Raw genomic sequence first — 21,281 nt, 5'->3', positions numbered from 1 at the left:
TCCTTTTAAAAATTATAACTTGTCGTTTAAAGCTTCGGCGAGTTGCTCGAATTGCTCCCAACTATTTACTGAAACTCCAGATGCATTTGGATGTCCACCACCACCAAATGTATTAGCGACATCATTAATAATAATATGACCTTTAGAACGCAACCTACATCTGATTTGATCTCCTTCATCAACGCCAAACATCCATATTTTTAATCCTCGAATATCGGCGATTGTATTTACAAATAAAGACGCTTCATTAGGTTGTATTTGAAATTTTTCAAGTATGTCTTTAGTTATTTTAACTTTGCAGAATCCCTTATCATTTAAATCAAAATTTTGCAATATATAGCCTTGAAATGGTAATAGTTTCGGATCTTTTTCGGACATTTTGTTTAATTCTTGGTTGTGATCAAAAGGATATGTAAGTAATTTTCCAGCAATTTGCATTGTCCGTGGCGTAGTATTATTAAATAAAAAACGTCCAGTATCACCGACGATGCCAAGATATAACAATCTAGCAACTTGTTCATCAATGATATGTTCATCATTGAAATGTGAAATGAATTCGTAAATTATTTCACTAGTGGAAGAAGCTTTGGTATTAACATAGTTTATATCTCCATACTGATCAGTAGCAGGATGATGATCAATTTTTAAAAGTTTGGTACCTGTATCATAACGTTGGTCATCTATTCTTGGTGCATTTGCCGTATCACATACAACTACAGTCGCTTTCTTATACATATCATTGTCAATTTCATCCATCAAACCTATAAATTTCAAAGAATCTTCATTAGTTCCTACAGCATAAATTTGTTTATCTGGAAATTTCTTTTGTAAGTAATATTTCAAACCTAATTGCGAACCATATGCGTCTGGATCAGGTCTTAGATGTCTGTGAATAATAATTAACTCACTTTGTTCTAATGCTTCCATTATTTCATTCATTTTTACTTCCATTTTAATTACTCCCTTTAAATTTCTAAATATTATTTTAAAACCCATCAAACATTTGACAAATTACTAAGGCATTAGCAACTTTTTCACCATTATTAATCATAGTAACTTCTAATTTAGCAAAATATCGTCCAACATCTAACATTTCATAATGTACTTCAATAGAAGATTCAATTGGTACAGTCTTAATATAGATAATACTCATACTTTCTATCATGACATTACCTTTTTTATACTTTCTCATTTCGTGACGAATCGTTTCCTCAATAATTCCAACAAATACTGCTTTACTTAAAGTACCGTAATGATTTGTAATGAGTGGAGATACGTCGACATTTATTCCTTGTTGATGTATTGAAATATGTTTAGCAATTTGATCATTCACTGTTTCACCAATTTGAGGTTGTCTACCTAATAATTGCATTGATTTTAAAACATCCTGTCTGTTAATTACACCGACAGCTTTTTTATTATTATCAGTTACTGGTAATAATTCAATCCCTTCCCAAATTAATAAATGGGCACAACTAGCAACCGTATTTGTTAATTTAACACTCAATGGATTTTTAGTCATAACCTTACCTAATAGATCTTTTTCGTTCATATTGATGATTTCTCTACTTGTTACTATACCTACTAATTTAAATTCTTCGTTTACTATAGGAAACCTTGTATGGCCAGTTTCATTTGCTATTTTTTTGTAATCATGAATTGTCATTGAATCAAATAACACTGATAATTCATTGATTGGTTTAACTATATCCTCAACCACAAGTATTTCTTTGCGTATTTTCTGATTAAACATTGCTTTATTGATGATATTAGCAACTAAGAATGTATCATAACTTGAAGAAATAATTGGCAATTCATGCTCATCTGCATATCTTATAATTTCAGCACTTGGACGAAAACCACCTGTGATGAGTATTGAAGTTTCTCGTTTTAAAGCTTCAATCTGTACATTTTCTCTATTTCCAACAATTAATAATGTGTGTTTGCCTATATATTTCAGAATATCATCAAATTGCATTGCTCCTATTGCAAATTTTGAAACTGATTTATTAAGTCCAGCTCTACCGGCAAGTATTTGACCCTCAACAATATTTGCAATTTCATTAAACGTTAAGTTATCTAAATTTTCTCTATTTCGTTTCTCGATTCTAACAGTACCAACTCTGTCAATAGTTGCTACAATTCCAAGTTGACTCGCATCTTTAATTGCTCTGTACGCAGTACCTTCAGACACATTAAGATCTTTAGCAATTTTTCGCACAGAGATTTTAGAGCCTATTGATAAAGATTCAATATGTTTAATTATTTGTTCATTCTTTGTCATCCCGTTACCTCTTATATCTTTATAACAGTCTTTTTATCATTATAACTTTTAATGTACAAAAAATCATTGTTCAATCATTCTAAAATACTAAATATTAATCAATATAAATTACCGTTAAAGATTATATTCAAAATATTTAAATATTAATGGAAATCACACTAAAACTTTACTAAAATAAAGTTGAGGAGGGATGATTTATGTATAAACATATTCTACTTGGGGTAGACACTCAAATTAAAAATGAGAAAGCTCTTAAAGAGGTGTCTCGTTTAGCAGGTGAAGGTACTATCGTCACAGTTTTAAATGCCATTAATGAGCAAGATGCTCAAGCGTCAATCAGAGCTGGCGTACATTTAGATAAGCTAACCGAAAAACGTTCTAAAGGTTTAGAAAGTACACTTAAAACTTTAGAAGACTACGGCATTGATTATGATGAAGTTATTGTGAGAGGCAATGCTAAGGATGAGCTATTAAAATTTGCGAATAGTGGTAAATATGAAATTGTTGTTCTTAGTAACCGAAAAGCTGAAGACAATAAGAAATTTGTTTTAGGTAGCGTAAGTCATAAAGTAGCTAAACGTGCTACTATTCCTGTTTTAATAGTTAAATAAACGACATACTCGTAACCTAAAATACCAAAACTATAATAAATGAGTTAGTATTTGTATTAAAAGGCTTGATATAATTTCAATTTTTATTCAGCAATCGACTTGCCACAACATTAGGAAGCCTGAGACATTATGTGTGTCTCAGGCTCTTATTTATATTTCTTAAATTCAAAATATCAACTTACTACTGTTAAATTTTAATTAACGTGTAATTTTAGAAAATGACTTAAAAACCAAAAGCTATATGTCATTTAGACAAATAATTAAAATTCCACTGATTCTCCTGGATTGAGAATTTGCACTTCCCCTACCTGAACTGCATCCTTAAATTGCTCTGGATCTTGTTCAATTAACGGGAATGTATTGTAATGAATAGGAACACTGATTGTAGGCTTAATAAATTCATTAATAGCGTAACTAGCATCTTCTATTCCCATGGTAAAGTTATCTCCAATAGGAACAAAACATACATCAACTGGGTGTCTATCTGCTATCAATTTCATATCACTAAATAATCCTGTATCCCCAGTATGATAGATAGTCTTACCTTCAGCTTCGACAATTATTCCCATAGGCATACCTAAATATACGGGCACACCATTTTCATGTGTAAAACTAGAACTATGGAATGCTTGAACAAATTTGACTGTTCCAAAATCAAATTCAGCTTTCCCACCAATGTTCATGCCATGAACATTTTCGACTCCGTGATAAGTAGATAAATATCCTTGTAATTCTGCCGAACCAATCACAGTTGCATGGTTACGATTGGCCAATTCAACTACATCACCAAAATGGTCAGCGTGACCATGTGTTAAGATAATGTAATCTACCTCTAACGTTTGTTCATCTAGGTCACATTTATCGTTGCCAGAGATAAATGGATCAACTATAACTTTCTTGCCGTTACCTTCAAAATAAATTGTTGATTGACCATGAAATGAAAGTTTCATAAGAGTTCCCCTCCTAAAAGTAATATCTTTTAACAGTATACCCTAACAGTCACATTTATAACACTAGTGAGCTATTTAGCTTGTTTAGTTCAAACAATAACTCTTACTTTTTGAAAACTATATCTTATTAGCATAGAATTAATATATCATCACATGATGGAGGTTCATTATATGACTAAAATAGAAGAAATCAAAAAAGTTTTACAACAAGAAGATGCTGATGCAGCATGGATTACGACACCCTTAAACATCTTTTACTTTACTGGGTATCGAAGTGAGCCACATGAAAGACTCTTCGCTTTGCTCATTCCATCAAATGAAGAGCCTGTTTTATTTTGTCCAAAAATGGAAGTTGAAGAAGTAAAACAATCACCGTTTAAAGGTAAAATCGTCGGTTATTTAGATACTGAAAACCCATTCGACAAATACTCTAAAACTTTCTCTAAAATGCTCATTGAAAGTGAACATCTTACAGTTAAACGTCAAAGAGAATTAACAAAAGCGTTTAATATAGAACACTATCAAGATGTTGATCAATCAATCAAGGACTTACGTAATATCAAATCAGAAGATGAAATTATCAATATAAAAAAGGCAGCTGCGTTAGCTGATAAATGTATTGAAATTGGTAAATCCTTTCTTAAAGAAGGTGTAAAAGAAAGAGAAGTTGTCAACCATATCGAAAATGAAATTAAAAAATATGGCGTTAATGAAATGAGTTTCGACACGATGGTACTCTTCGGTGACCATGCTGCTTCACCACATGGTACACCCGGTGACAGAAAATTAAAGCAAAATGAGTTTGTATTATTTGATTTAGGTGTTGTATACCATCATTATTGCAGTGATATGACACGCACAATTCATTTTGGCAAACCTAATAAGGAAGCACAAAATATATATAACATTGTTTTAAAAGCAGAAACGGAAGCAATTAAATCTATTAAACCAGGAGTTACCATCAAAGATATTGATAAAATAGCAAGAGATATAATCCAAGAAGCAGGTTATGGTGATTACTTTCCGCATAGACTAGGTCATGGATTAGGCCTTGAAGAACATGAATATCAAGATATATCAAGTGTAAATAATAATAAACTTGAAGCAGGAATGGTGATTACTATAGAGCCTGGCGTATATGTCCCCCATGTGGCTGGTGTTAGAATTGAAGATGATATTTTAGTAACTGAAAATGGTTATGAAATATTAACTCAATACGAAAAATAACAAAACCACAATAAGCCCCAAGCTTCATTCACATGAATGAAGCTTGGGGTAAATTTCACACATTATTTCAATGCATCTTCAATTGAAGTATATTCAAAATTAAATGTATCGGCTACATTCTTATTAGTCACGTGTCCATTAAATGTATTTAGACCTAAAGATAATGGATGATTTACTTTGAATGCTTCACGATAACCTTTATTAGCCAATAATTGCGCATAAGGTAATGTTGCATTGTTCAATCCAATTGTAGATGTACGTGGAACGGCGCCTGGCATATTAGCCACAGCATAATGCACGACACCATGTTTAGTATAAGTTGGGGCATCGTGCGTTGTAATTTTATCAGTAGTCTCAAAGATTCCACCTTGATCTATCGCAATATCTACAATCACTGATCCATCTTTCATTTCTTTTATCATATCTTCAGTCACTAAGTTTGGCGCTTTAGCACCTGGAATCAGAACTGCTCCAATGACTAAATCACTTTCTTTTACATACATTTCTATATTTAATGGATTGGACATTATTGTTCTTACTCTGCCATCAAACAAGTCCTCTAATTCTTCTAAACGTTTAGGGTTAACATCTAAAATTGTCACTTCAGCACCTAATCCTAAAGCTATTTTAGCTGCATTTGTTCCTGCTTGACCGCCACCAATAATAGTGACTTTACCTTTAGGCACTCCAGGTATGCCACCTAGTAAGATACCCATACCTCCATTAAATCTTTGTAAAAATTCAGCTCCCACTTGTGCAGACATTCTACCAGCCACTTCACTCATTGGTGTTAATAACGGTAAAGAACCGTCTGGTAATTGTACAGTTTCATAAGCAATAGATATAACATTGTTGTCCACAAGTGCCTGAGTTAATTTCTGTTCATTCGCAAGGTGTAAATAAGTAAATAAGATTAACTCTTCTTTAAAGAATTTGTATTCTGATTCAAGTGGTTCTTTGACTTTGATGACCATATCAACATCCCAAGCTTTTGACTGCTCATCAACAATTTTGGCACCGGCTTCTTGATAATCACCATCTTCAAAGTAAGATCCTAGACCAGCATTTGTTTCTACTAAAACTTCATGTCCTTGGTCTACAAGTGCATGTACACCACTTGGTGATAACCCCACTCGATTCTCATTATTCTTTATTTCTTTAGGAATCCCAATTTTCATATTATCTACCTCCAACCTTATCGTAACGTGTCCTTATCAAAACGGCAATCGATAACATATAATGACATAATTTTGTAATTATTATTAATTAAATATTCTGTTTATTGTGTTAAAATAGAATTAAGAAAGATAAAGGGGGCAATAATGATGATTTCTTATAAAAATATATTAATCGCAGTCGATGGATCTCATGAAGCAGAATGGGCTTTTAACAAAGCTGTCGGTGTTGCTAAACGTAACGATGCTCAATTAACTATTGTGAATGTAATTGACTCACGTACGTATTCTTCTTATGAAGTATATGATGCTCAATTCACAGAAAAATCAAAGCATTTCTCCGAAGAATTACTTAAAGGTTATAAAGAAGTAGCCACAAATGCAGGTGTAAAAAATGTTGACACACGTTTAGAATTCGGCTCACCTAAAGCAATTATACCTAAAAAATTAGCGCATGATGTTGGTGCTGATTTGATTATGAGTGGTACATCAGGTTTAAATGCGGTAGAACGTTTTATTGTTGGCTCTGTATCAGAAGCGATTGTTCGACATGCACCTTGTGACGTATTAGTTGTACGTACAGAAGAAATGCCTGAAGATTTCCAACCTCAAGTAGCAACATCTCAATTACGTGAAAAATATCAAGATTAGTCACTGTTATAGATAAAATAAAAAATACTGCCGGTTGTAGTTTACTAACTTAACCGGCAGTATTTTTATATGTACTAAAATTTTTTAATACATATAGAAAAAGATACTATTTGAATTCATTAATCCTATTTTTAAAATTAATTCACTTCGATACTTTCGTTGGTATTAAATTCTTCTTTTTTGGGTGTATTATCATTAAGTTTACCATATTTAATCACGTCACGAGATATCATTACTTCTTCATCAGTAGGTACAACAAGTACTTTTACAGGTGAATGTGGATAATTAATATAACCTTCTTCACCATGTAAACTTTCATTCTTCTTAGGATTCCAATAAACACCCATAAACTCAAGTCCTTCTAAAACTTTACCACGAATAATATGTGAGTTTTCACCTATTCCTGCAGTAAATACAATAATATCTACACCATGCATTCTAGCTGCATAAGAACCAATATATTTGTGAATTTTTGAAGCAAATAAATCTAGTGCAACACGTGAACGTTGACGTCCATGTTTTGCTTCTTCAGTTAAATCACGCAAATCACTTGATGTCCCAGTAAGACCTAATAATCCTGATTCTTTATTAAGTATTTCTAATACTTCATCAGCTGTTTTACCCGTTTTTTCCATAATGAATGGTATTAAAGCTGGATCAAGATTCCCCGAACGAGTCCCCATTGTTACACCAGCAAGTGGTGTGAATCCCATAGATGTATCAATAGATTCTCCACCGTCTATAGCTGCAATAGATGCACCGTTACCGATGTGACAAGAAATAATTCTTAAATCTTCAATTGGTCTACCAACAATTTGAGCAGCTCTACGAGATACATATTTATGACTTGTGCCGTGGAAACCATACTTACGTATACCATAGTCTTCATAGTAATGATATGGCAAGCTATATAAATAAGCTTGTTCAGGCATAGTTTGGTGGAAAGAAGTATCAAACACCGCAACATGTGGGATTTCTGGTAATAACTTTCTAAAAGCTCTAATACCCATTAAATTAGCTGGATTGTGTAAAGGTGCTAATTCACTTAATTCTTCAATTTGAGATTCTACATCATCAGTAACAACAACTGATTTAGGGAAAGTTTCGCCACCGTGCACAACACGATGACCTGTTCCTTGAATATCAGTGATGTCTTTAATCATTTCATGTTCTTTAAAACTATCTAACATTATATTAACGGCTTCTTCATGATTATGGATATCTCTGATATCAGTAAGCTTCTCGCCATTAACATGAATGGTAAAGATAGAATCGCTTAAACCAATACGTTCTATCACACCTTTAGTTACTAGTTTTTCTTCAGGCATCTTAATTAGCTGGAACTTTAAAGATGAGCTACCAGCATTTACCGCCAAAATTAATTTTGACATAAGACATTGTCCTCCATCATTTGTTTAGTTATATTTTTCACATAATCATTTTATCATTAACACAGTTTGAATACTATATTGTTACAGACTATTTTTTTGTATGATTTGTGACTATCCACTGATTCAATTCAGAAATGAAACCTTGAAATTGTTGAGGATTTTTAAAATCAGGGATATTTGCTAATAAGACTTCAACTGGTCGAGTTTCGCCAGATTTTTTCTTTTGTAAAATCAATATAGATTTACGTGCTTTTTCATTTTTAAATAAAGTTTTAGGTAAATTTAAAAATGCTTGCATCTCAGTCTCTGTAGCAATGAAATTTTCCAACTGTTTCACTTTATCATCTTCAAAGAGATGACTAGGAACAACTAAAAATGCATAACCTGCCCCTTTTAGCGCATTAATAGATTGTTCGATTAACAGATGATGGGAATAACTGTGTCCCTCTTCAAAGCCTAACTTCATTTCTCTACTACGTTCATCTAAAGGATAGTATCCTATTGGGAAATCTCCAATCACGACATCTGCCTCTTCCAATGGTAAAGGCATAATCGCATCTTGAGGATAAACGTCAAATGGTATCTCTAAAAAATTAGCCAAATGCACACTTACACGTGATAGCACCGGATCGACCTCTATCAGATGGTGCATAATTGTTTTATCAGAAAGTACTTCTTTCACTGCTGCACTTAGATGACCTGCCCCACTTGCAATATCTACAATGTGCATTTCCTCTTTATGTTCTAAAAAGCGTTGAACAAGAAAACCGAGAATGAGTCCAATAGAATCAGGCGTAATCTGATGATTAGCTTGAATATTTTCTTCTTGTAATAAACTTAAATATGCAAATTGAAAAGCTTTCCTTCTATCTTGAAGCGTTGCTTGCTCTAAAAGTTCTCTTTGGTTTGTATATATATCTTCCATAGCTAGCCCTAAATTTTCGATAAAACTTTGTCCATTTTCTTTGTTTAAGGCTTTAGCTTTATCGTCTAATGTATGAAATAGACGTTCCATTATAGTGTTTTCTTCAGACATAAAATATCCCTTTCTATTTAAAAAAGTGTCCATCCGTGATTGATAGTATGAATTAACTCTAAATAATTAATTTACTACTCGAACAAGTATGGACACTAAAACTTTTTACTGTCAATAGTTCAATATGACTAAATATTTCTATATGCTTTTAATGCGGCTTCAAAATCAGGGTAATTCGTACCTTCACTGACAATTTCCTTATATACTACTTTATTGTTTTCGTTTAACACAAATACCGAACGTGCAAGTAAGCGTAATTCATCCATTACAAGTCCATAATTTCGACCAAAAGATAAATCTTTATGATCACTTAAAGTAATTACATTTTCTAATCCGCTTGATGCACACCATCTTTTTTGGGCGAAAGGTAAATCTACTGATATCGTTAAAACTACGCCATCTTCAGCTGAAGCTTCTTCATTAAACTTTCGAGTTTGACTATCACATACTCCTGTATCAATAGATGGTATAACACTAATTAATTTCTTCTTGTTTTTATAATCATCTAAAGTAATTTGATTTAAACTATTATCAAGCACTGTGAAATTTGGTGCGATATAACCTTCATTAACCTCAGAACCTGATAATTTAATGGGATTATTTTTAAATGTAATTTGAGTCATCGTAACGACCTCCTATCAACTTAGTTAATTATAATGATACGACAAAGAACGTATGATTTTCAATTTTTTAGCCATTATCTATTAAAAAATGAAAACCTTTCCAAAAAATCGCTATTTTTAATATAGTAATAAAAGAGGCCAAACAAATTTGCAAACATTAACTCGACAAGATAAGCACTATACACTCATTTAAAGTTTGTCTACAATTTCATTTGAACCTCTTAATCTAACAATTATTTACTGCACAATAAAATCGTAGAGATTTTTTATAATTAATATTGCAGTAACTACTATAAATAAAGCTTTTACATACCTTACCCCTTTTTTCAAGGCAAATTGAGCACCTAACAAAGCACCTATCATCATGCTAGAAGCCATAATAATACCATAAAAATAATTGACCTGACCTAAAATCATGAAAAATAATAACGCACCACAATTAGATGCAAAATTTAAAACCTTTGCATTACCAGCTGCGCTTAAAAAGTCAAAGCCAAATAATAAAAGTGTAAATAGCATAAAGGAGCCCGTACCACCACCTAAAAAACCATCATAAAATCCAATAACAATAAATATTAATGTAAATAATACTGCTTTTGTAAAAGTAAAATCGGTAAATGTTCTTACATTTCCCCAATCTTTTTGTATGATGGTATAAATAAGAACTAATGACAGTGCTATAATGATTAGCGGTTTTAAAATATTTGCTGGTATGTATGTCGCAATGATAGCACCACCACCGGAAGCAACAAATATCAATGGAAACATCTTTCCTACTATTTTCAAGTCAACTTTACCTGAACGTAAAAATTTTAATGCACTTGTTAATGTACTAAAAGAACTCGCAAATTTATTTGTACCTAAAGCAACAGACGGCGGCAAACCAACTGCAAGTAATGCGGGGGTTGAAATTAGTCCACCCCCACCAACTACAGAATCGATGAATGAAGCGATAAAACCAAAGGCAACAATCATCAACATAATCGATAAATTCCAATCCATACTAAGCCTAACCCCTTTGTTTTTATTACATTACGAATTTTAGAATAAATCTTTAATCAATGAATCTGTAGATTGTTCTTTCGCACTCTTATAATTTTGATCTATTGTTAATGTTTCAATATTTTCAACTGCATTTTCTATCATTTCATCAAAATTAAATACACTTTCATATTTTACTACTTTGTCAAAATCCGGTTCAGTTACAGGATTTTTCGGAGTAAATATTGTACAACAATCTTCATAAGGTTGAATAGATGTTTCAAATGTACCGAGTTCTTTTGCTTTCTTAATAATGTCTTCTTTATCTAACGTTAATAGAGGTCTTAAAACAGGTGTTGCTGTGACATGATTAATAGCGTACATACTCTTTAGTGTCTGACTTGCTACTTGACCAAGATTCTCTCCATTTACGATGGCATTAGCATTTATTTGATGTACAACTTTATCAGATATACGCATCATCATTCTTCTTGTAGAAGTCATTGTATAACGAGGATGTACAACTTTATTAATTTGCTTTTGTATTTCTGTAAATGGTACGAGATGCAGCTTAATAGGACCAACACGTTCCGCTAAAATTCTTGTTAATTCGATAACTTTATCTTTAGCTTTTTCACTCGTAAATGGTGGACTATGAAAATGTATTGCTTCAACAGTTACGCCACGTTTCATTACTTCTATTCCTGCTACAGGAGAATCAATACCACCACTTAACATAAGTAATGTCTTACCTCCTGTACCGACTGGCAGTCCACCTGCACCAGCGATTACTTTTTCATAAATATAAATAGCATCCATTCTTACTTCTATTTTAATCTCATAGTCAGGATTTTTAACATTCACTGTTATATTATTATTTTCTTTTAGTATTGCTCCACCTACTTGACGTTGCAATTCATACGTATCCAATCGAAATGACTTATCAACTCGTTTTACATCTACCTTAAAAGTTGAACCTTTTACAAAGTCTTGAGATAACTGTATCGCTGATTGATTTATTTTCTCTTCATTTTTATCAATTTTTATGACTGGACTGATTGACTTTATACCATAAACTTTAGATAGGCGTTGAATGATTTCATTTATGTCTGCTTCAGGGGATAATTCTATGTACATTCTATCCCTCTTTCCTTTGACATGATAACCACGCAATGGAATAAGTGCGCGTTTCACATTGTCTTTAAGTTGATTAACAAACATTTTTCTATTCGTACCTTTAAGCGTAAGTTCTCCATATCTAACTAATAAATGATCAAATTGCATTACTTTAACAGCTCCTTAATTTCCTTATATACAGTTTCAAATGCATTCATAAAACTTAATATATCGTTTTCAGTCGTATGTGCCCCTAAAGAAATTCTTATACTACCTTCTATTTTTGACTCTGCAATTTCCATAGCAAGTAAAACCTCATTTAATTTATTCATCTTAGAAGAACAAGCACTTGTAGTTGAAACCATTACGTTTTGTTTGGAAAAAGCATTAACAAGTACCTCACCCTTAACACCTGGAAATCCTATATTTATAATGTGGGGTGATGCATTTTGAGGAGAGTTGATAAATACATTTTTGTATTCTGCTAAAAATGAAAGTAATTTATTTTTATAATTGCTTAAACGTAAATTAAGCTCGTATGTTTGATCAACAGCATTCTTTATAGCTCTAACCATAGAAATAGCCATTGGTAAATTAACTGTACCACTTCGTAAACCATATTCTTGTCCACCACCATGGACAATAGGTTCTATGTTTTGAATATTTTTTAAAAGTAATAGACCCTGACCTTTGAGTCCATTAAACTTGTGACCGCTTAAACTTAAACTATCAACATGATTGATCTGCATAGGTACCTTACCTAAAGCCTGGACTGCATCAACATGAAAGTGTGCACGTGGGTAATTTTTTACAATATTTGCTATTTCTTCAATAGGTTGAATTTGTCCCATAATATTATTGACATACATACATGTCACAAGTCCTACTTTATCTGTCATTAATAATTTTAAGTGTTCTGTGTCCAACTTACCTTCTTTTGTCACATCAACATATTTTAATTTAAAACCTTTTTCCCTTTCCAAATACCTCATTACTTCCAAAACTGAGGGATGTTCTAAGACTGATGTGATAATCTCATTAGCAGTTTCTTTTTTCATATACGCAATACCTTTTAGCAGTATATTATTCGATTCAGTTGCGCCACTTGTGAAAATGATATCAAACTGATTATTTAAGCTTAATATACGATTGATTTCACTTTTTGCTTTCAATAATAATTGTTCGGCTTGAACCCCTGCATGATGAGGACTATTTGGATTGAAGTATAATGTTTGGTTCACTTTTACGAATGAATCAACAACATCTTGATCAGCTTTGGTAGTGGCTGCATTGTCTAAATAAATCACTGATAACACTTCTCTTTCAAATTTTAATTAAATCTTGTTTTAAAAATGAATTGCTTCACTATAAATTTACAAATTAAGATACTCAAGCATTATACTATTTTCTCACAAAATTAAAAGAGTGTGACCATGAATTTTAATTCACTACTAATAGAACACTAAAAAACCTGAGACATTCATTATTGTCTCAGGTAATTCTGATGCATGGAGAGTCGATGACTGCAGAAAGTTACATTTATACTAATCTTTGACTCTATCAATTATGATTAAAATAAGATAGTAAATCTCAAGTAGATTTACCTCACAGTTGTATAATATTTATACACAAATTACTATTCTTTAATCACTTGCTCTTCAATATGTTTGGTAATACCAGGTTCAACACTTTCTAATGCTTCTTCGGCTATCTCTATCGCACGTTTATATCGGTTATTTTTAAATAATCGTTCTGCTTCATTTAAGCTTTTATCAACATGATGATGATCCTTACGATATCTATTACCATATTGGATAAGTTTTTCTGCGTATACAGCATTTACAAGTACATCGTTAGCTTCATCTTCAAATGTATTCATTTGAATAACAATTTTTGCTACTTTATCCTTTAGTTGTTTAACATGAATTGGACGTTCGCTAAATTGATCATTTACTTCTCTTACTTCATTATCAATTTCATTTTTCATGATAATGAAACGTTCTGGAACGCTAGTTAAATTAGAAGCTAATAAACGTCGGTATACTTCTTCTTTCTTAGATTGTACTCTTAATAAATTATCTTCTGCTTCAGCTTCATCTTCGCGTAATTGAATGAGATGATTTTGAAGTTTATCTTGTTCTTTGTTAATCACAGATACATGATCTTCAAGGTACTGTAAATTATCTTGTACTTCACTATAACGTACCGCAGATTTAGAAGTTTCTTTTAAAATATCATCATAAACTGAGATGAGACTTTGAATTTCATTTTCAAATTGTCTTACACTTTGAGCATCTGATTCATTAATATGGTAATTTTCACGAACATATTCAATTTCGGTTTGTAATGTATAGTTCATATCTTTGGCTTTAAATAAGTCATCAGTAATGATATCTTTCGTTTCTTCAACTTCATTTTTAGCTTTTACTTCATATTCAATAAGATCATACATTTCATCTAATTTATCATTAATATTTTCAAGTTTATTGTTAGCTTCATCTAATTCTAATCGACTAATCATTGGTTCAACAAAACTTAATTCTGTCTTAAGACTTTGTATTGTACCATCGACTTTGACATGATCTAAATCATAGCCTTCAACCTTTAAGTCTCTGCATCCATATTTTAAATCTTGAAACTGTCCTGGTAATTCTTTTTGAGTTTCTCGAATTAATTCTGGAATTTCATCCATATAAAATTTTAAATTTTTAATTTGATCCTGTAAAGCAGCAATGTGATTATGGGCTTGAACATAGTTACCTTCACTTTTTAAACTCTCATATTCATTTAACTTAGGCTCATAATTTTCGATTTCATTTTCAAGTGGTTCAGCTGCTTCACCAAATTGATGACGATTTGCTAATACATCACGTTTCATTTCACGATAGTCAACTTTACACTTTTCATACAATGCTTCATTTTCTTTATGTAAGTTTATAATGTCGTCCACTTGAGTTACTTGATGCTGATAATTCTCTTCGTATTGATCCATTAATTCGTGAGCATCATCAATTTCAGTTTGTGCTGCTGTGAATTTAAATTTCTCTAAAAACTCTTCAGCATTTTGAATTTTTTCTTCTACTGGAGCTAAGTATTTATTTGTAGTTTCTGTGTTGTCTTTTTTCATTGCATCATACTTAGTCTTTGTTTCACCTTTTAAATTTAAACCAGTAAGTTTTCTTAGGTTATCATCTAAAGGTAATTGTTCAATTTCGTTCTTACGCTCTTCTGTTTTTTCAATTAAATTTCTTTTGTTTGAGCGCATATAAAACAATACGCCAATAGCAATTAAAATAACTACTAATATTGCTAATATGATAAATAACACCATATACTTCTCCTCCTATTTTATCATCTTACATTATAACGTAATTTTGTGCGTCGTTAAATCACAAAATCAATTAATTGATAGATTATTTTTAAAAGCTTATACTAAATTAAAAATTGTAGTAACGAGGTATGACGATGACAATGAATATTCCAACAAATTATAAACTGATATCAAAACAACTTGCTAGTTTAATCGAAGATGAAAAGAATTTAATTGCAATATTAAGCAATACTTCTGCTCTTCTTAACGATACAATTGATCATATTAATTGGGTAGGTTTTTACCTTATTGAAAATAAGGAGCTTATTCTTGGACCATTTCAAGGCCATCCTGCTTGTGTACATATTGCTATCGGCAAAGGGGTTTGCGGCACTGCCGTTTCATCTGGTGAAATACAACGTGTTAAAGACGTCCATCAATTCCCTGGTCACATAGCTTGTGACGCAAATAGTCAATCAGAAATTGTTATTCCATTACATCAAAACGGCCAGATTATCGGAGTATTAGATATTGACGCTCCTATAAAAAATAGATTTTCACAAGATGATCAAGAAGGACTTGAATCTATTGTAAAAACTTTAGAAAAACAACTCAATCAAATTTAAAATAATCTTGACACTTTCTTTTAAAATGATAAAATAAGCTTTGTGTGAATTAACGAAAATAGCAGTTATATATTATCTAGCTCTATGTTGTTCCCAATGTGGACGTGTCGCGTAACTGTCGCTATAAGGTGAAGACACATAAAACAATATATCTCGATAAGCATGTAACACTCTTTTTTGTTTTTTCATAACAACAAAAAAGAAAAAGGAGGAGTCTCACATGGCTCGATTCAGAGGTTCAAACTGGAAAAAATCTCGTCGTTTAGGTATCTCATTAAGCGGTACTGGTAAAGAATTAGAAAAACGACCATACGCACCAGGACAACATGGTCCTAACCAACGTAAAAAATTATCAGAATATGGTTTACAATTACGTGAAAAACAAAAATTACGTTACTTATATGGAATGACTGAAAGACAATTCCGCAACACATTTGATATTGCTGGTAAGCAATATGGTGTACACGGTGAAAACTTCATGATATTACTTGCTAGTCGTTTAGATGCAGTTGTTTATTCATTAGGTTTAGCTCGTACACGTCGTCAAGCACGTCAATTAGTAAACCATGGTCACATTGAAGTAGATGGTGGACGCGTAGATATCCCATCTTACTCATTAAAACCTGGTCAAGTGATTACAGTTCGTGAAAAATCACAAGACTTAGATATTATTAAAGAATCTGTTGAAATTAACAATTTCGTACCAGAATATTTAGACTTTGATGCTGACAACTTAAAAGGTACTTTCGTTCGATTCCCTGAACGTAGCGAGTTACCAGCTGAAATCAATGAACAATTAATCGTTGAGTACTACTCAAGATAATCGATTTCTACTTTTTACACCCAATTCCAATTTTGGATTTGGGTGTTTTATTTTATATAAAAATTTCTATCTTGTTTTAGTTTTCAAATATTTAAATGTATAATGCATTTTGTTTAATAAAAACTGGGATATTAATTAATATTCCAGTTTTTATTAACAATGATCAATACTCAACTTAATTGAAAATACGCTCTTATTTATTATTTTTTGAAGCAAGTTCTGGTTGTACATACGTATTGAACTTCGCGTTGTTACTTACATTTCCCATCATACTTATAGCTCGAATAAATCTTCAGGTACATCGGAAATAATACCGTCAACACCAATATCTATTAATTTTTGTGATTCTTTTAATTTATTTACAGTATAAGGTAATATTTTTAATTCTTCCTCATGAGCAAATTGCATAAATTTCTTCGAAACAATTTGATAATTAGGATTAGCATAATCAGCAACTTTGGCAATTTTTTTGAAATTCGGTAACTTGTGCCAATATTTTTTCTTACTAATTAATAAACCTAATTCATAATCTAAATTCATTGCCGACAATTTTTTTACACAATCAAAATCGAATGATTGTAAAATCACTTTAGATTTAGATATTTGTCTTTCCTTCAATTTATCAACGATCATATTTTCAATATTTGGATACTGACTAGGCTTTTTTATTTCTATTAATAATTTTTGCGAAAAGTTATCTGCTAAATCTAACACTTCATCAAAAGTCGGTATCCTCTCCCCTTTAAATTTCTCTCCTTTATAGAAACCAAAATCTAATGCTTTTAATTCTTTTAAAGTAAAGTCAGAAACCTTGCCTTTACCATTTGACGTACGATCGATAGTATCATCATGTATAACGACAAGCTCTTTATCTTTTGTGTAATGTACATCAATTTCCAACATATCTATATGTAACATGAGCGCATGTCGATAAGCGATTAAAGTATTTTCAGGATAATCTTCAGGTAATCCTCTATGCGCTACGATTTGGAAATGTTGATTTGGACGTCGAATTTTCATCAAAGTCACCTTTCTTTTAAACTTATTTAATTTGCCCTAAACTTAAATTACCATAATTAAATTGGAGGTCAATTCATATGGTTAAACATGATTTTAAAGTTAAAACTGAGTGGCTAGGTGGACGCGAAGAAGTAGGTCAACTTCGAGGAGATATTATCAATGAAAATATATCCATCCCCTCTTCACTAGGTGGCCAAGGAAAAGGCACAAATCCAGATGAATTACTAGTAAGTGCAGCATCATCTTGTTACATCATTTCACTCGCTGCAACACTAGAAAAGAGTGGTTTTACTAATGTAAAAATTAATCAACAGTCAATAGGTACAGCTTCATTTGAAAATAAAAAATTTAAAATGGAACGTATTACACATTATCCCTCAATTGAAGTGCCCTCTTCTCAAAAAGAAAAGCTTAAAAGTATTTTAGATAAATTATTAGTGATTGCAGATAAAAATTGCATGATATCTAATGCTATACGGAATAATGTCATTATTTCAATTGAGCCTAATTTAATATAAATCATATAGCTATCACAAATTTTAAACATGTAAACGTTTTAATTATGTGATAGCTATTTAATAAGGGTTTTAAATATTCAGAATTTTTGCTAAAATAAATAAATCTTATTGTGGGAGGAATGTACAATGCAGTATTACCAACCTTTATTATTAACACCTGGACCAACTCCTGTACCGGAACAAATCTTGAGTGCCGTACAATTACCAATGGTAGGTCATCGTTCTACTGACTTTGAGGAAATTGCTAGTGAAGCATTTAAAGGTTTAAAGCCAGTATTTGGTAGCAAAAACGAAGTACTTATTCTTACATCTAGTGGCACTAGCGTATTAGAAGCAAGTATGCTTAACATCGCAAATCCTGAGGATCATATTGTGATAATTGTTTCTGGTGCATTTGGAAATCGCTTTAAACAAATCGCACAAACTTATTATAATCATGTACATGTATATGATGTTAACTGGGGTGAAGCTGTAGTAGTTGATGACTTTATTAATTATTTAAAGCAATTAAATGTACCAGTCACTGCAGTATTCACTCAATTTTGTGAAACGTCTACTGGTGTCATACATCCAGTTCACCAATTAGGTCATGCACTTAAAGCTTTTGATAATTCCTTATATTTTATTGTTGATGGTGTAAGTTGTATCGGTGCAGTGGATGTTGATTTAACAAAAGATAAAATCGATGTATTAGTTTCGGGAAGTCAAAAAGCTATCATGCTACCACCAGGTCTAGCATTTGTTGCTTATAGTGATAGAGCAAAAAAACGATTTGCTGATGTAGAAACACCAAGATTCTATTTAGATTTAAATAAATACATCAAATCACAAGAGCAAAATTCAACGCCCTTCACGCCTAATGTTGGTCTATTTAGAGGAATAAATGCTTATGTAGAACTTGTAAAAAAAGAAGGATTAAATCACGTTATTTCACGCCATTTTAAAATACGGGATGCCTTAAGAACGGCACTAAAAGCACTTGAATTAGAATTATTAGTAAAAGATGATGCCCATGCCTCACCTACTGTAACCTCATTTGTTCCAAAAAATCAAGAAGAACTTAATATCATTAAAAATCAACTTAAATCTCAATTCAATATAACTATTGCTGGAGGACAAGGTCACTTAAAAGGACAAATTTTGAGAATTGGTCACATGGGAAAAATATCTCCTTTTGATATTTTAGCAGTCGTGTCTGCATTGGAAATTATTTTAACTTCTAATAGAAATGTCAATTATATTGGAAAAGGGATAACTCAATTTATGGAGGTTATTGGACATGAGTCATAAAATATTAGTATCAGACCCAATTTCTGAGGATGGTTTACAAAGTATTTTAAAACATCAAGAATTTGAAGTAGATGTACAAACAGATTTATCTGAGAATGATTTAGTAAATATGATTTCAACTTATGAAGCTCTTATCGTACGAAGTCAAACCCAAGTAACAGAGCGAATTATTAACGCTGCAACAAATTTGAAAGTCATTGCAAGAGCTGGTGTAGGCGTGGATAATATTAATATAGAAGCAGCGACTTTAAAAGGTATTCTAGTAATTAATGCTCCCGATGGTAATACAATTTCTGCTACAGAACATTCAGTAGCCATGTTGCTAGCAATGGCACGAAATATTCCTCAAGCACACCAATCTTTACGTAACAAAGAATGGAACCGTAAAGCATTTAGAGGTGTTGAACTTTATGGCAAAACGTTAGGTATTATCGGTGTTGGTAGGATTGGTTTGGGTGTCGCTAAACGTGCTCAGAGTTTCGGTATGAAAATTTTAGCTTTCGATCCTTATTTGACAGAAGATAAAGCGAAGTCATTAGATATTCAAATTGCAACTGTTGATGAAATTGCCGAAAAATCTGACTTTGTAACAGTTCACACGCCATTAACACCTAAAACTCGAGGAATTGTTGGATCATCTTTCTTTAATAAAGCTAAACAAAATTTACAAATCATAAATGTTGCCAGAGGGGGGATTATAGATGAAACTGCACTTATTGAAGCATTGGATAATGACTTAATAGATCGTGCAGCTATTGACGTATTTGAACATGAACCTCCTACTGATTCTCCCCTCATTCAACATGATAAAATTATCGTCACACCGCATCTTGGCGCCTCAACTGTAGAAGCCCAAGAGAAGGTTGCAGTCTCTGTATCTGAAGAAATAATTGAAATTCTAACTAAGGGGAATGTGGAGCATGCCGTGAATGCTCCAAAAATGGATTTAAGCAAAGTTGATGAAACAACGCAAAGCTTTATAGGTTTAAGTACAACGATTGGTGAGTTAGCTATTCAGCTACTCGATGGTGCTCCGAGTGAAATTAAAGTTAAATATGCTGGTGACTTAGCTCAAAATGACACCAGTTTAATTACAAGAACAATTATAACGAACATCTTGAAAGAAGATTTAGGTAATGAAGTCAATATTATTAATGCATTAGCAATACTTAACCAACAGGGTGTCACGTATAATATAGAAAAACAAAAGAAACATTCTGGCTTTAGTAGTTACATTGAGCTAGAACTAGTTAATGATCAAGATAAAATTAAAATTGGCGCAACGGTATTCGCAGGTTTTGGGCCAAGAATAGTACGTATTAATGATTACTCACTTGATTTTAAACCTAACCAATACCAATTAGTAACATGCCATAAAGACAAACCTGGTATAGTAGGACAAACAGGAAACCTATTGGGAAGTCACGGAATTAATATTGCGTCAATGACTTTAGGCCGTAACGATGCTGGTGGAGATGCTTTAATGATTCTTTCTATTGATCAACAAGCAAGTGAGGAAGTTATAAAAATTTTAAATGAAACAAGCGGATTTAACAAAATTATTAGTACTAAGTTAACAATTTAATTAATTACTTTCGTCTTTTTATAAACCAACAAAAATGCCTCAGATTGAAATTAATATACGATCT

At 32.0% G+C, this 21,281-nt stretch carries 20 protein-coding genes; 8 read left to right on the top strand and 12 right to left on the bottom strand.

The window, feature by feature from the left end; translation table 11 throughout:
* Positions 1-12: 12 nt before the first annotated feature.
* Together NST35_RS05400 and NST35_RS05395 are read right to left on the bottom strand one after the other, a co-directional pair.
* Positions 13-951: a DHH family phosphoesterase gene (locus tag NST35_RS05400; RefSeq protein ID WP_002457815.1), complete on the bottom strand. Its 939-nt coding sequence runs from the start codon at positions 949-951 to the stop codon at positions 13-15.
* 34 nt (positions 952-985) lie between these two features.
* Positions 986-2,284: a DRTGG domain-containing protein gene (locus NST35_RS05395; protein ID WP_002457816.1), complete on the bottom strand. Its 1,299-nt coding sequence runs from the start codon at positions 2,282-2,284 to the stop codon at positions 986-988.
* Between the two features lie 197 nt (positions 2,285-2,481).
* On the opposite strand from NST35_RS05395, the gene NST35_RS05390 reads away from it, so the two are divergent.
* A complete protein-coding gene (locus NST35_RS05390; RefSeq protein WP_002446667.1) occupies positions 2,482-2,895 on the top strand; it encodes a universal stress protein in 414 nt (137 codons plus the stop codon).
* Between the two features lie 260 nt (positions 2,896-3,155).
* Here the strand turns inward: NST35_RS05390 and NST35_RS05385 are convergent, their stop codons facing one another.
* Complete coding sequence (locus tag NST35_RS05385) at positions 3,156-3,845, bottom strand: metal-dependent hydrolase (protein ID WP_002457817.1); 690 nt, start codon at positions 3,843-3,845, stop codon at positions 3,156-3,158.
* A gap of 171 nt (positions 3,846-4,016) precedes the next feature.
* Here NST35_RS05385 and NST35_RS05380 point away from each other — a divergent pair, with 171 nt between their 5' ends.
* Positions 4,017-5,072 carry a M24 family metallopeptidase gene (locus tag NST35_RS05380; RefSeq protein ID WP_002457818.1) on the top strand — a complete coding sequence of 352 codons (1,056 nt, stop codon included), beginning with the start codon at positions 4,017-4,019 and terminating at the stop codon, positions 5,070-5,072.
* Between the two features lie 62 nt (positions 5,073-5,134).
* On the opposite strand, the gene ald is transcribed toward NST35_RS05380, so the two are convergent.
* A complete protein-coding gene (gene ald, locus NST35_RS05375) occupies positions 5,135-6,250 on the bottom strand; it encodes an alanine dehydrogenase (RefSeq protein ID WP_002457819.1) in 1,116 nt (371 codons plus the stop codon).
* A 147-nt stretch (positions 6,251-6,397) separates the two neighbouring features.
* Between ald and NST35_RS05370 the strand changes: the two genes are divergently transcribed.
* Positions 6,398-6,898, top strand: coding sequence for a universal stress protein (locus tag NST35_RS05370; RefSeq protein WP_002457820.1), 501 nt, complete (start codon positions 6,398-6,400; stop codon positions 6,896-6,898).
* Positions 6,899-7,035: 137 nt separating this feature from the next.
* Here the strand turns inward: NST35_RS05370 and NST35_RS05365 are convergent, their stop codons facing one another.
* From NST35_RS05365 to ezrA, 7 genes are all read right to left on the bottom strand, one after another.
* Complete coding sequence (locus tag NST35_RS05365) at positions 7,036-8,289, bottom strand: acetate kinase (RefSeq protein WP_002457821.1); 1,254 nt, start codon at positions 8,287-8,289, stop codon at positions 7,036-7,038.
* Positions 8,290-8,377: 88 nt separating this feature from the next.
* Positions 8,378-9,325, bottom strand: coding sequence for a class I SAM-dependent methyltransferase (locus NST35_RS05360; protein WP_002457822.1), 948 nt, complete (start codon positions 9,323-9,325; stop codon positions 8,378-8,380).
* A 128-nt stretch (positions 9,326-9,453) separates the two neighbouring features.
* A complete protein-coding gene (gene tpx, locus NST35_RS05355) occupies positions 9,454-9,948 on the bottom strand; it encodes a thiol peroxidase (protein WP_002457823.1) in 495 nt (164 codons plus the stop codon).
* Positions 9,949-10,185: 237 nt separating this feature from the next.
* Positions 10,186-10,950, bottom strand: coding sequence for a TSUP family transporter (locus tag NST35_RS05350; protein WP_002457824.1), 765 nt, complete (start codon positions 10,948-10,950; stop codon positions 10,186-10,188).
* A 39-nt stretch (positions 10,951-10,989) separates the two neighbouring features.
* On the bottom strand, positions 10,990-12,213 hold the full coding sequence (gene thiI, locus NST35_RS05345) for a tRNA uracil 4-sulfurtransferase ThiI (protein WP_002457825.1): 1,224 nt from the start codon (positions 12,211-12,213) through the stop codon (positions 10,990-10,992).
* Complete coding sequence (locus NST35_RS05340; protein ID WP_002457826.1) at positions 12,213-13,352, bottom strand: cysteine desulfurase family protein; 1,140 nt, start codon at positions 13,350-13,352, stop codon at positions 12,213-12,215. Before NST35_RS05340 ends, thiI begins: the two co-directional genes overlap by 1 nt.
* A 329-nt stretch (positions 13,353-13,681) precedes the next feature.
* Entirely contained in the window at positions 13,682-15,376 is a 1,695-nt protein-coding gene (ezrA, locus tag NST35_RS05335; RefSeq protein WP_002457827.1) for a septation ring formation regulator EzrA, read from the bottom strand.
* 134 nt (positions 15,377-15,510) lie between these two features.
* Here ezrA and NST35_RS05330 point away from each other — a divergent pair, with 134 nt between their 5' ends.
* Positions 15,511-15,981, top strand: a complete 471-nt coding sequence (locus NST35_RS05330; RefSeq protein WP_002457828.1) for a GAF domain-containing protein — start codon at positions 15,511-15,513, stop codon at positions 15,979-15,981.
* Positions 15,982-16,201: 220 nt separating this feature from the next.
* Entirely contained in the window at positions 16,202-16,804 is a 603-nt protein-coding gene (rpsD, locus tag NST35_RS05325; RefSeq protein ID WP_002446680.1) for a 30S ribosomal protein S4, read from the top strand.
* Between the two features lie 273 nt (positions 16,805-17,077).
* On the opposite strand, the gene NST35_RS05320 is transcribed toward rpsD, so the two are convergent.
* A complete protein-coding gene (locus NST35_RS05320; RefSeq protein ID WP_002457829.1) occupies positions 17,078-17,824 on the bottom strand; it encodes a glycerophosphodiester phosphodiesterase in 747 nt (248 codons plus the stop codon).
* Positions 17,825-17,901: 77 nt separating this feature from the next.
* Between NST35_RS05320 and NST35_RS05315 the strand changes: the two genes are divergently transcribed.
* The 3 genes from NST35_RS05315 to serA all read left to right on the top strand — a co-directional run bounded on the left by NST35_RS05315 (position 17,902) and on the right by serA (position 21,217).
* Entirely contained in the window at positions 17,902-18,342 is a 441-nt protein-coding gene (locus NST35_RS05315) for an SACOL1771 family peroxiredoxin (protein ID WP_002446682.1), read from the top strand.
* A 126-nt stretch (positions 18,343-18,468) separates the two neighbouring features.
* Positions 18,469-19,632, top strand: a complete 1,164-nt coding sequence (locus tag NST35_RS05310; protein WP_002446683.1) for a pyridoxal-phosphate-dependent aminotransferase family protein — start codon at positions 18,469-18,471, stop codon at positions 19,630-19,632.
* Positions 19,622-21,217 carry a phosphoglycerate dehydrogenase gene (serA, locus tag NST35_RS05305; RefSeq protein ID WP_002457830.1) on the top strand — a complete coding sequence of 532 codons (1,596 nt, stop codon included), beginning with the start codon at positions 19,622-19,624 and terminating at the stop codon, positions 21,215-21,217. Before NST35_RS05310 ends, serA begins: the two co-directional genes overlap by 11 nt.
* The last annotated feature ends 64 nt before the right edge of the window (positions 21,218-21,281 follow it).

The organism is Staphylococcus sp. FSL W8-0304 (genome assembly GCF_038006565.1).
Taxonomy (GTDB): Bacteria; Bacillota; Bacilli; order Staphylococcales; family Staphylococcaceae; genus Staphylococcus; species Staphylococcus epidermidis.
The sequence above is the reverse complement of the archived record's forward strand: the minus strand, read 5'-3'. Positions and strand labels throughout refer to the sequence as shown.

What these genes read in the sequence shown, in the direction of transcription:
- NST35_RS05400 (WP_002457815.1), bottom strand. Translation starts at nt 951, where the DNA reads ATGGAAGTAAAAATGAATGAAATAATGGAAGCATTAGAACAAAGTGAG.
- NST35_RS05395 (WP_002457816.1), bottom strand. Translation starts at nt 2,284, where the DNA reads ATGACAAAGAATGAACAAATAATTAAACATATTGAATCTTTATCAATA.
- NST35_RS05390 (WP_002446667.1), top strand. Translation starts at nt 2,482, where the DNA reads ATGTATAAACATATTCTACTTGGGGTAGACACTCAAATTAAAAATGAG.
- NST35_RS05385 (WP_002457817.1), bottom strand. Translation starts at nt 3,845, where the DNA reads ATGAAACTTTCATTTCATGGTCAATCAACAATTTATTTTGAAGGTAAC.
- NST35_RS05380 (WP_002457818.1), top strand. Translation starts at nt 4,017, where the DNA reads ATGACTAAAATAGAAGAAATCAAAAAAGTTTTACAACAAGAAGATGCT.
- ald (WP_002457819.1), bottom strand. Translation starts at nt 6,250, where the DNA reads ATGAAAATTGGGATTCCTAAAGAAATAAAGAATAATGAGAATCGAGTG.
- NST35_RS05370 (WP_002457820.1), top strand. Translation starts at nt 6,398, where the DNA reads ATGATTTCTTATAAAAATATATTAATCGCAGTCGATGGATCTCATGAA.
- NST35_RS05365 (WP_002457821.1), bottom strand. Translation starts at nt 8,289, where the DNA reads ATGTCAAAATTAATTTTGGCGGTAAATGCTGGTAGCTCATCTTTAAAG.
- NST35_RS05360 (WP_002457822.1), bottom strand. Translation starts at nt 9,325, where the DNA reads ATGTCTGAAGAAAACACTATAATGGAACGTCTATTTCATACATTAGAC.
- tpx (WP_002457823.1), bottom strand. Translation starts at nt 9,948, where the DNA reads ATGACTCAAATTACATTTAAAAATAATCCCATTAAATTATCAGGTTCT.
- NST35_RS05350 (WP_002457824.1), bottom strand. Translation starts at nt 10,950, where the DNA reads ATGGATTGGAATTTATCGATTATGTTGATGATTGTTGCCTTTGGTTTT.
- thiI (WP_002457825.1), bottom strand. Translation starts at nt 12,213, where the DNA reads ATGCAATTTGATCATTTATTAGTTAGATATGGAGAACTTACGCTTAAA.
- ezrA (WP_002457827.1), bottom strand. Translation starts at nt 15,376, where the DNA reads ATGGTGTTATTTATCATATTAGCAATATTAGTAGTTATTTTAATTGCT.
- NST35_RS05330 (WP_002457828.1), top strand. Translation starts at nt 15,511, where the DNA reads ATGACAATGAATATTCCAACAAATTATAAACTGATATCAAAACAACTT.
- rpsD (WP_002446680.1), top strand. Translation starts at nt 16,202, where the DNA reads ATGGCTCGATTCAGAGGTTCAAACTGGAAAAAATCTCGTCGTTTAGGT.
- NST35_RS05320 (WP_002457829.1), bottom strand. Translation starts at nt 17,824, where the DNA reads ATGAAAATTCGACGTCCAAATCAACATTTCCAAATCGTAGCGCATAGA.
- NST35_RS05315 (WP_002446682.1), top strand. Translation starts at nt 17,902, where the DNA reads ATGGTTAAACATGATTTTAAAGTTAAAACTGAGTGGCTAGGTGGACGC.
- NST35_RS05310 (WP_002446683.1), top strand. Translation starts at nt 18,469, where the DNA reads ATGCAGTATTACCAACCTTTATTATTAACACCTGGACCAACTCCTGTA.
- serA (WP_002457830.1), top strand. Translation starts at nt 19,622, where the DNA reads ATGAGTCATAAAATATTAGTATCAGACCCAATTTCTGAGGATGGTTTA.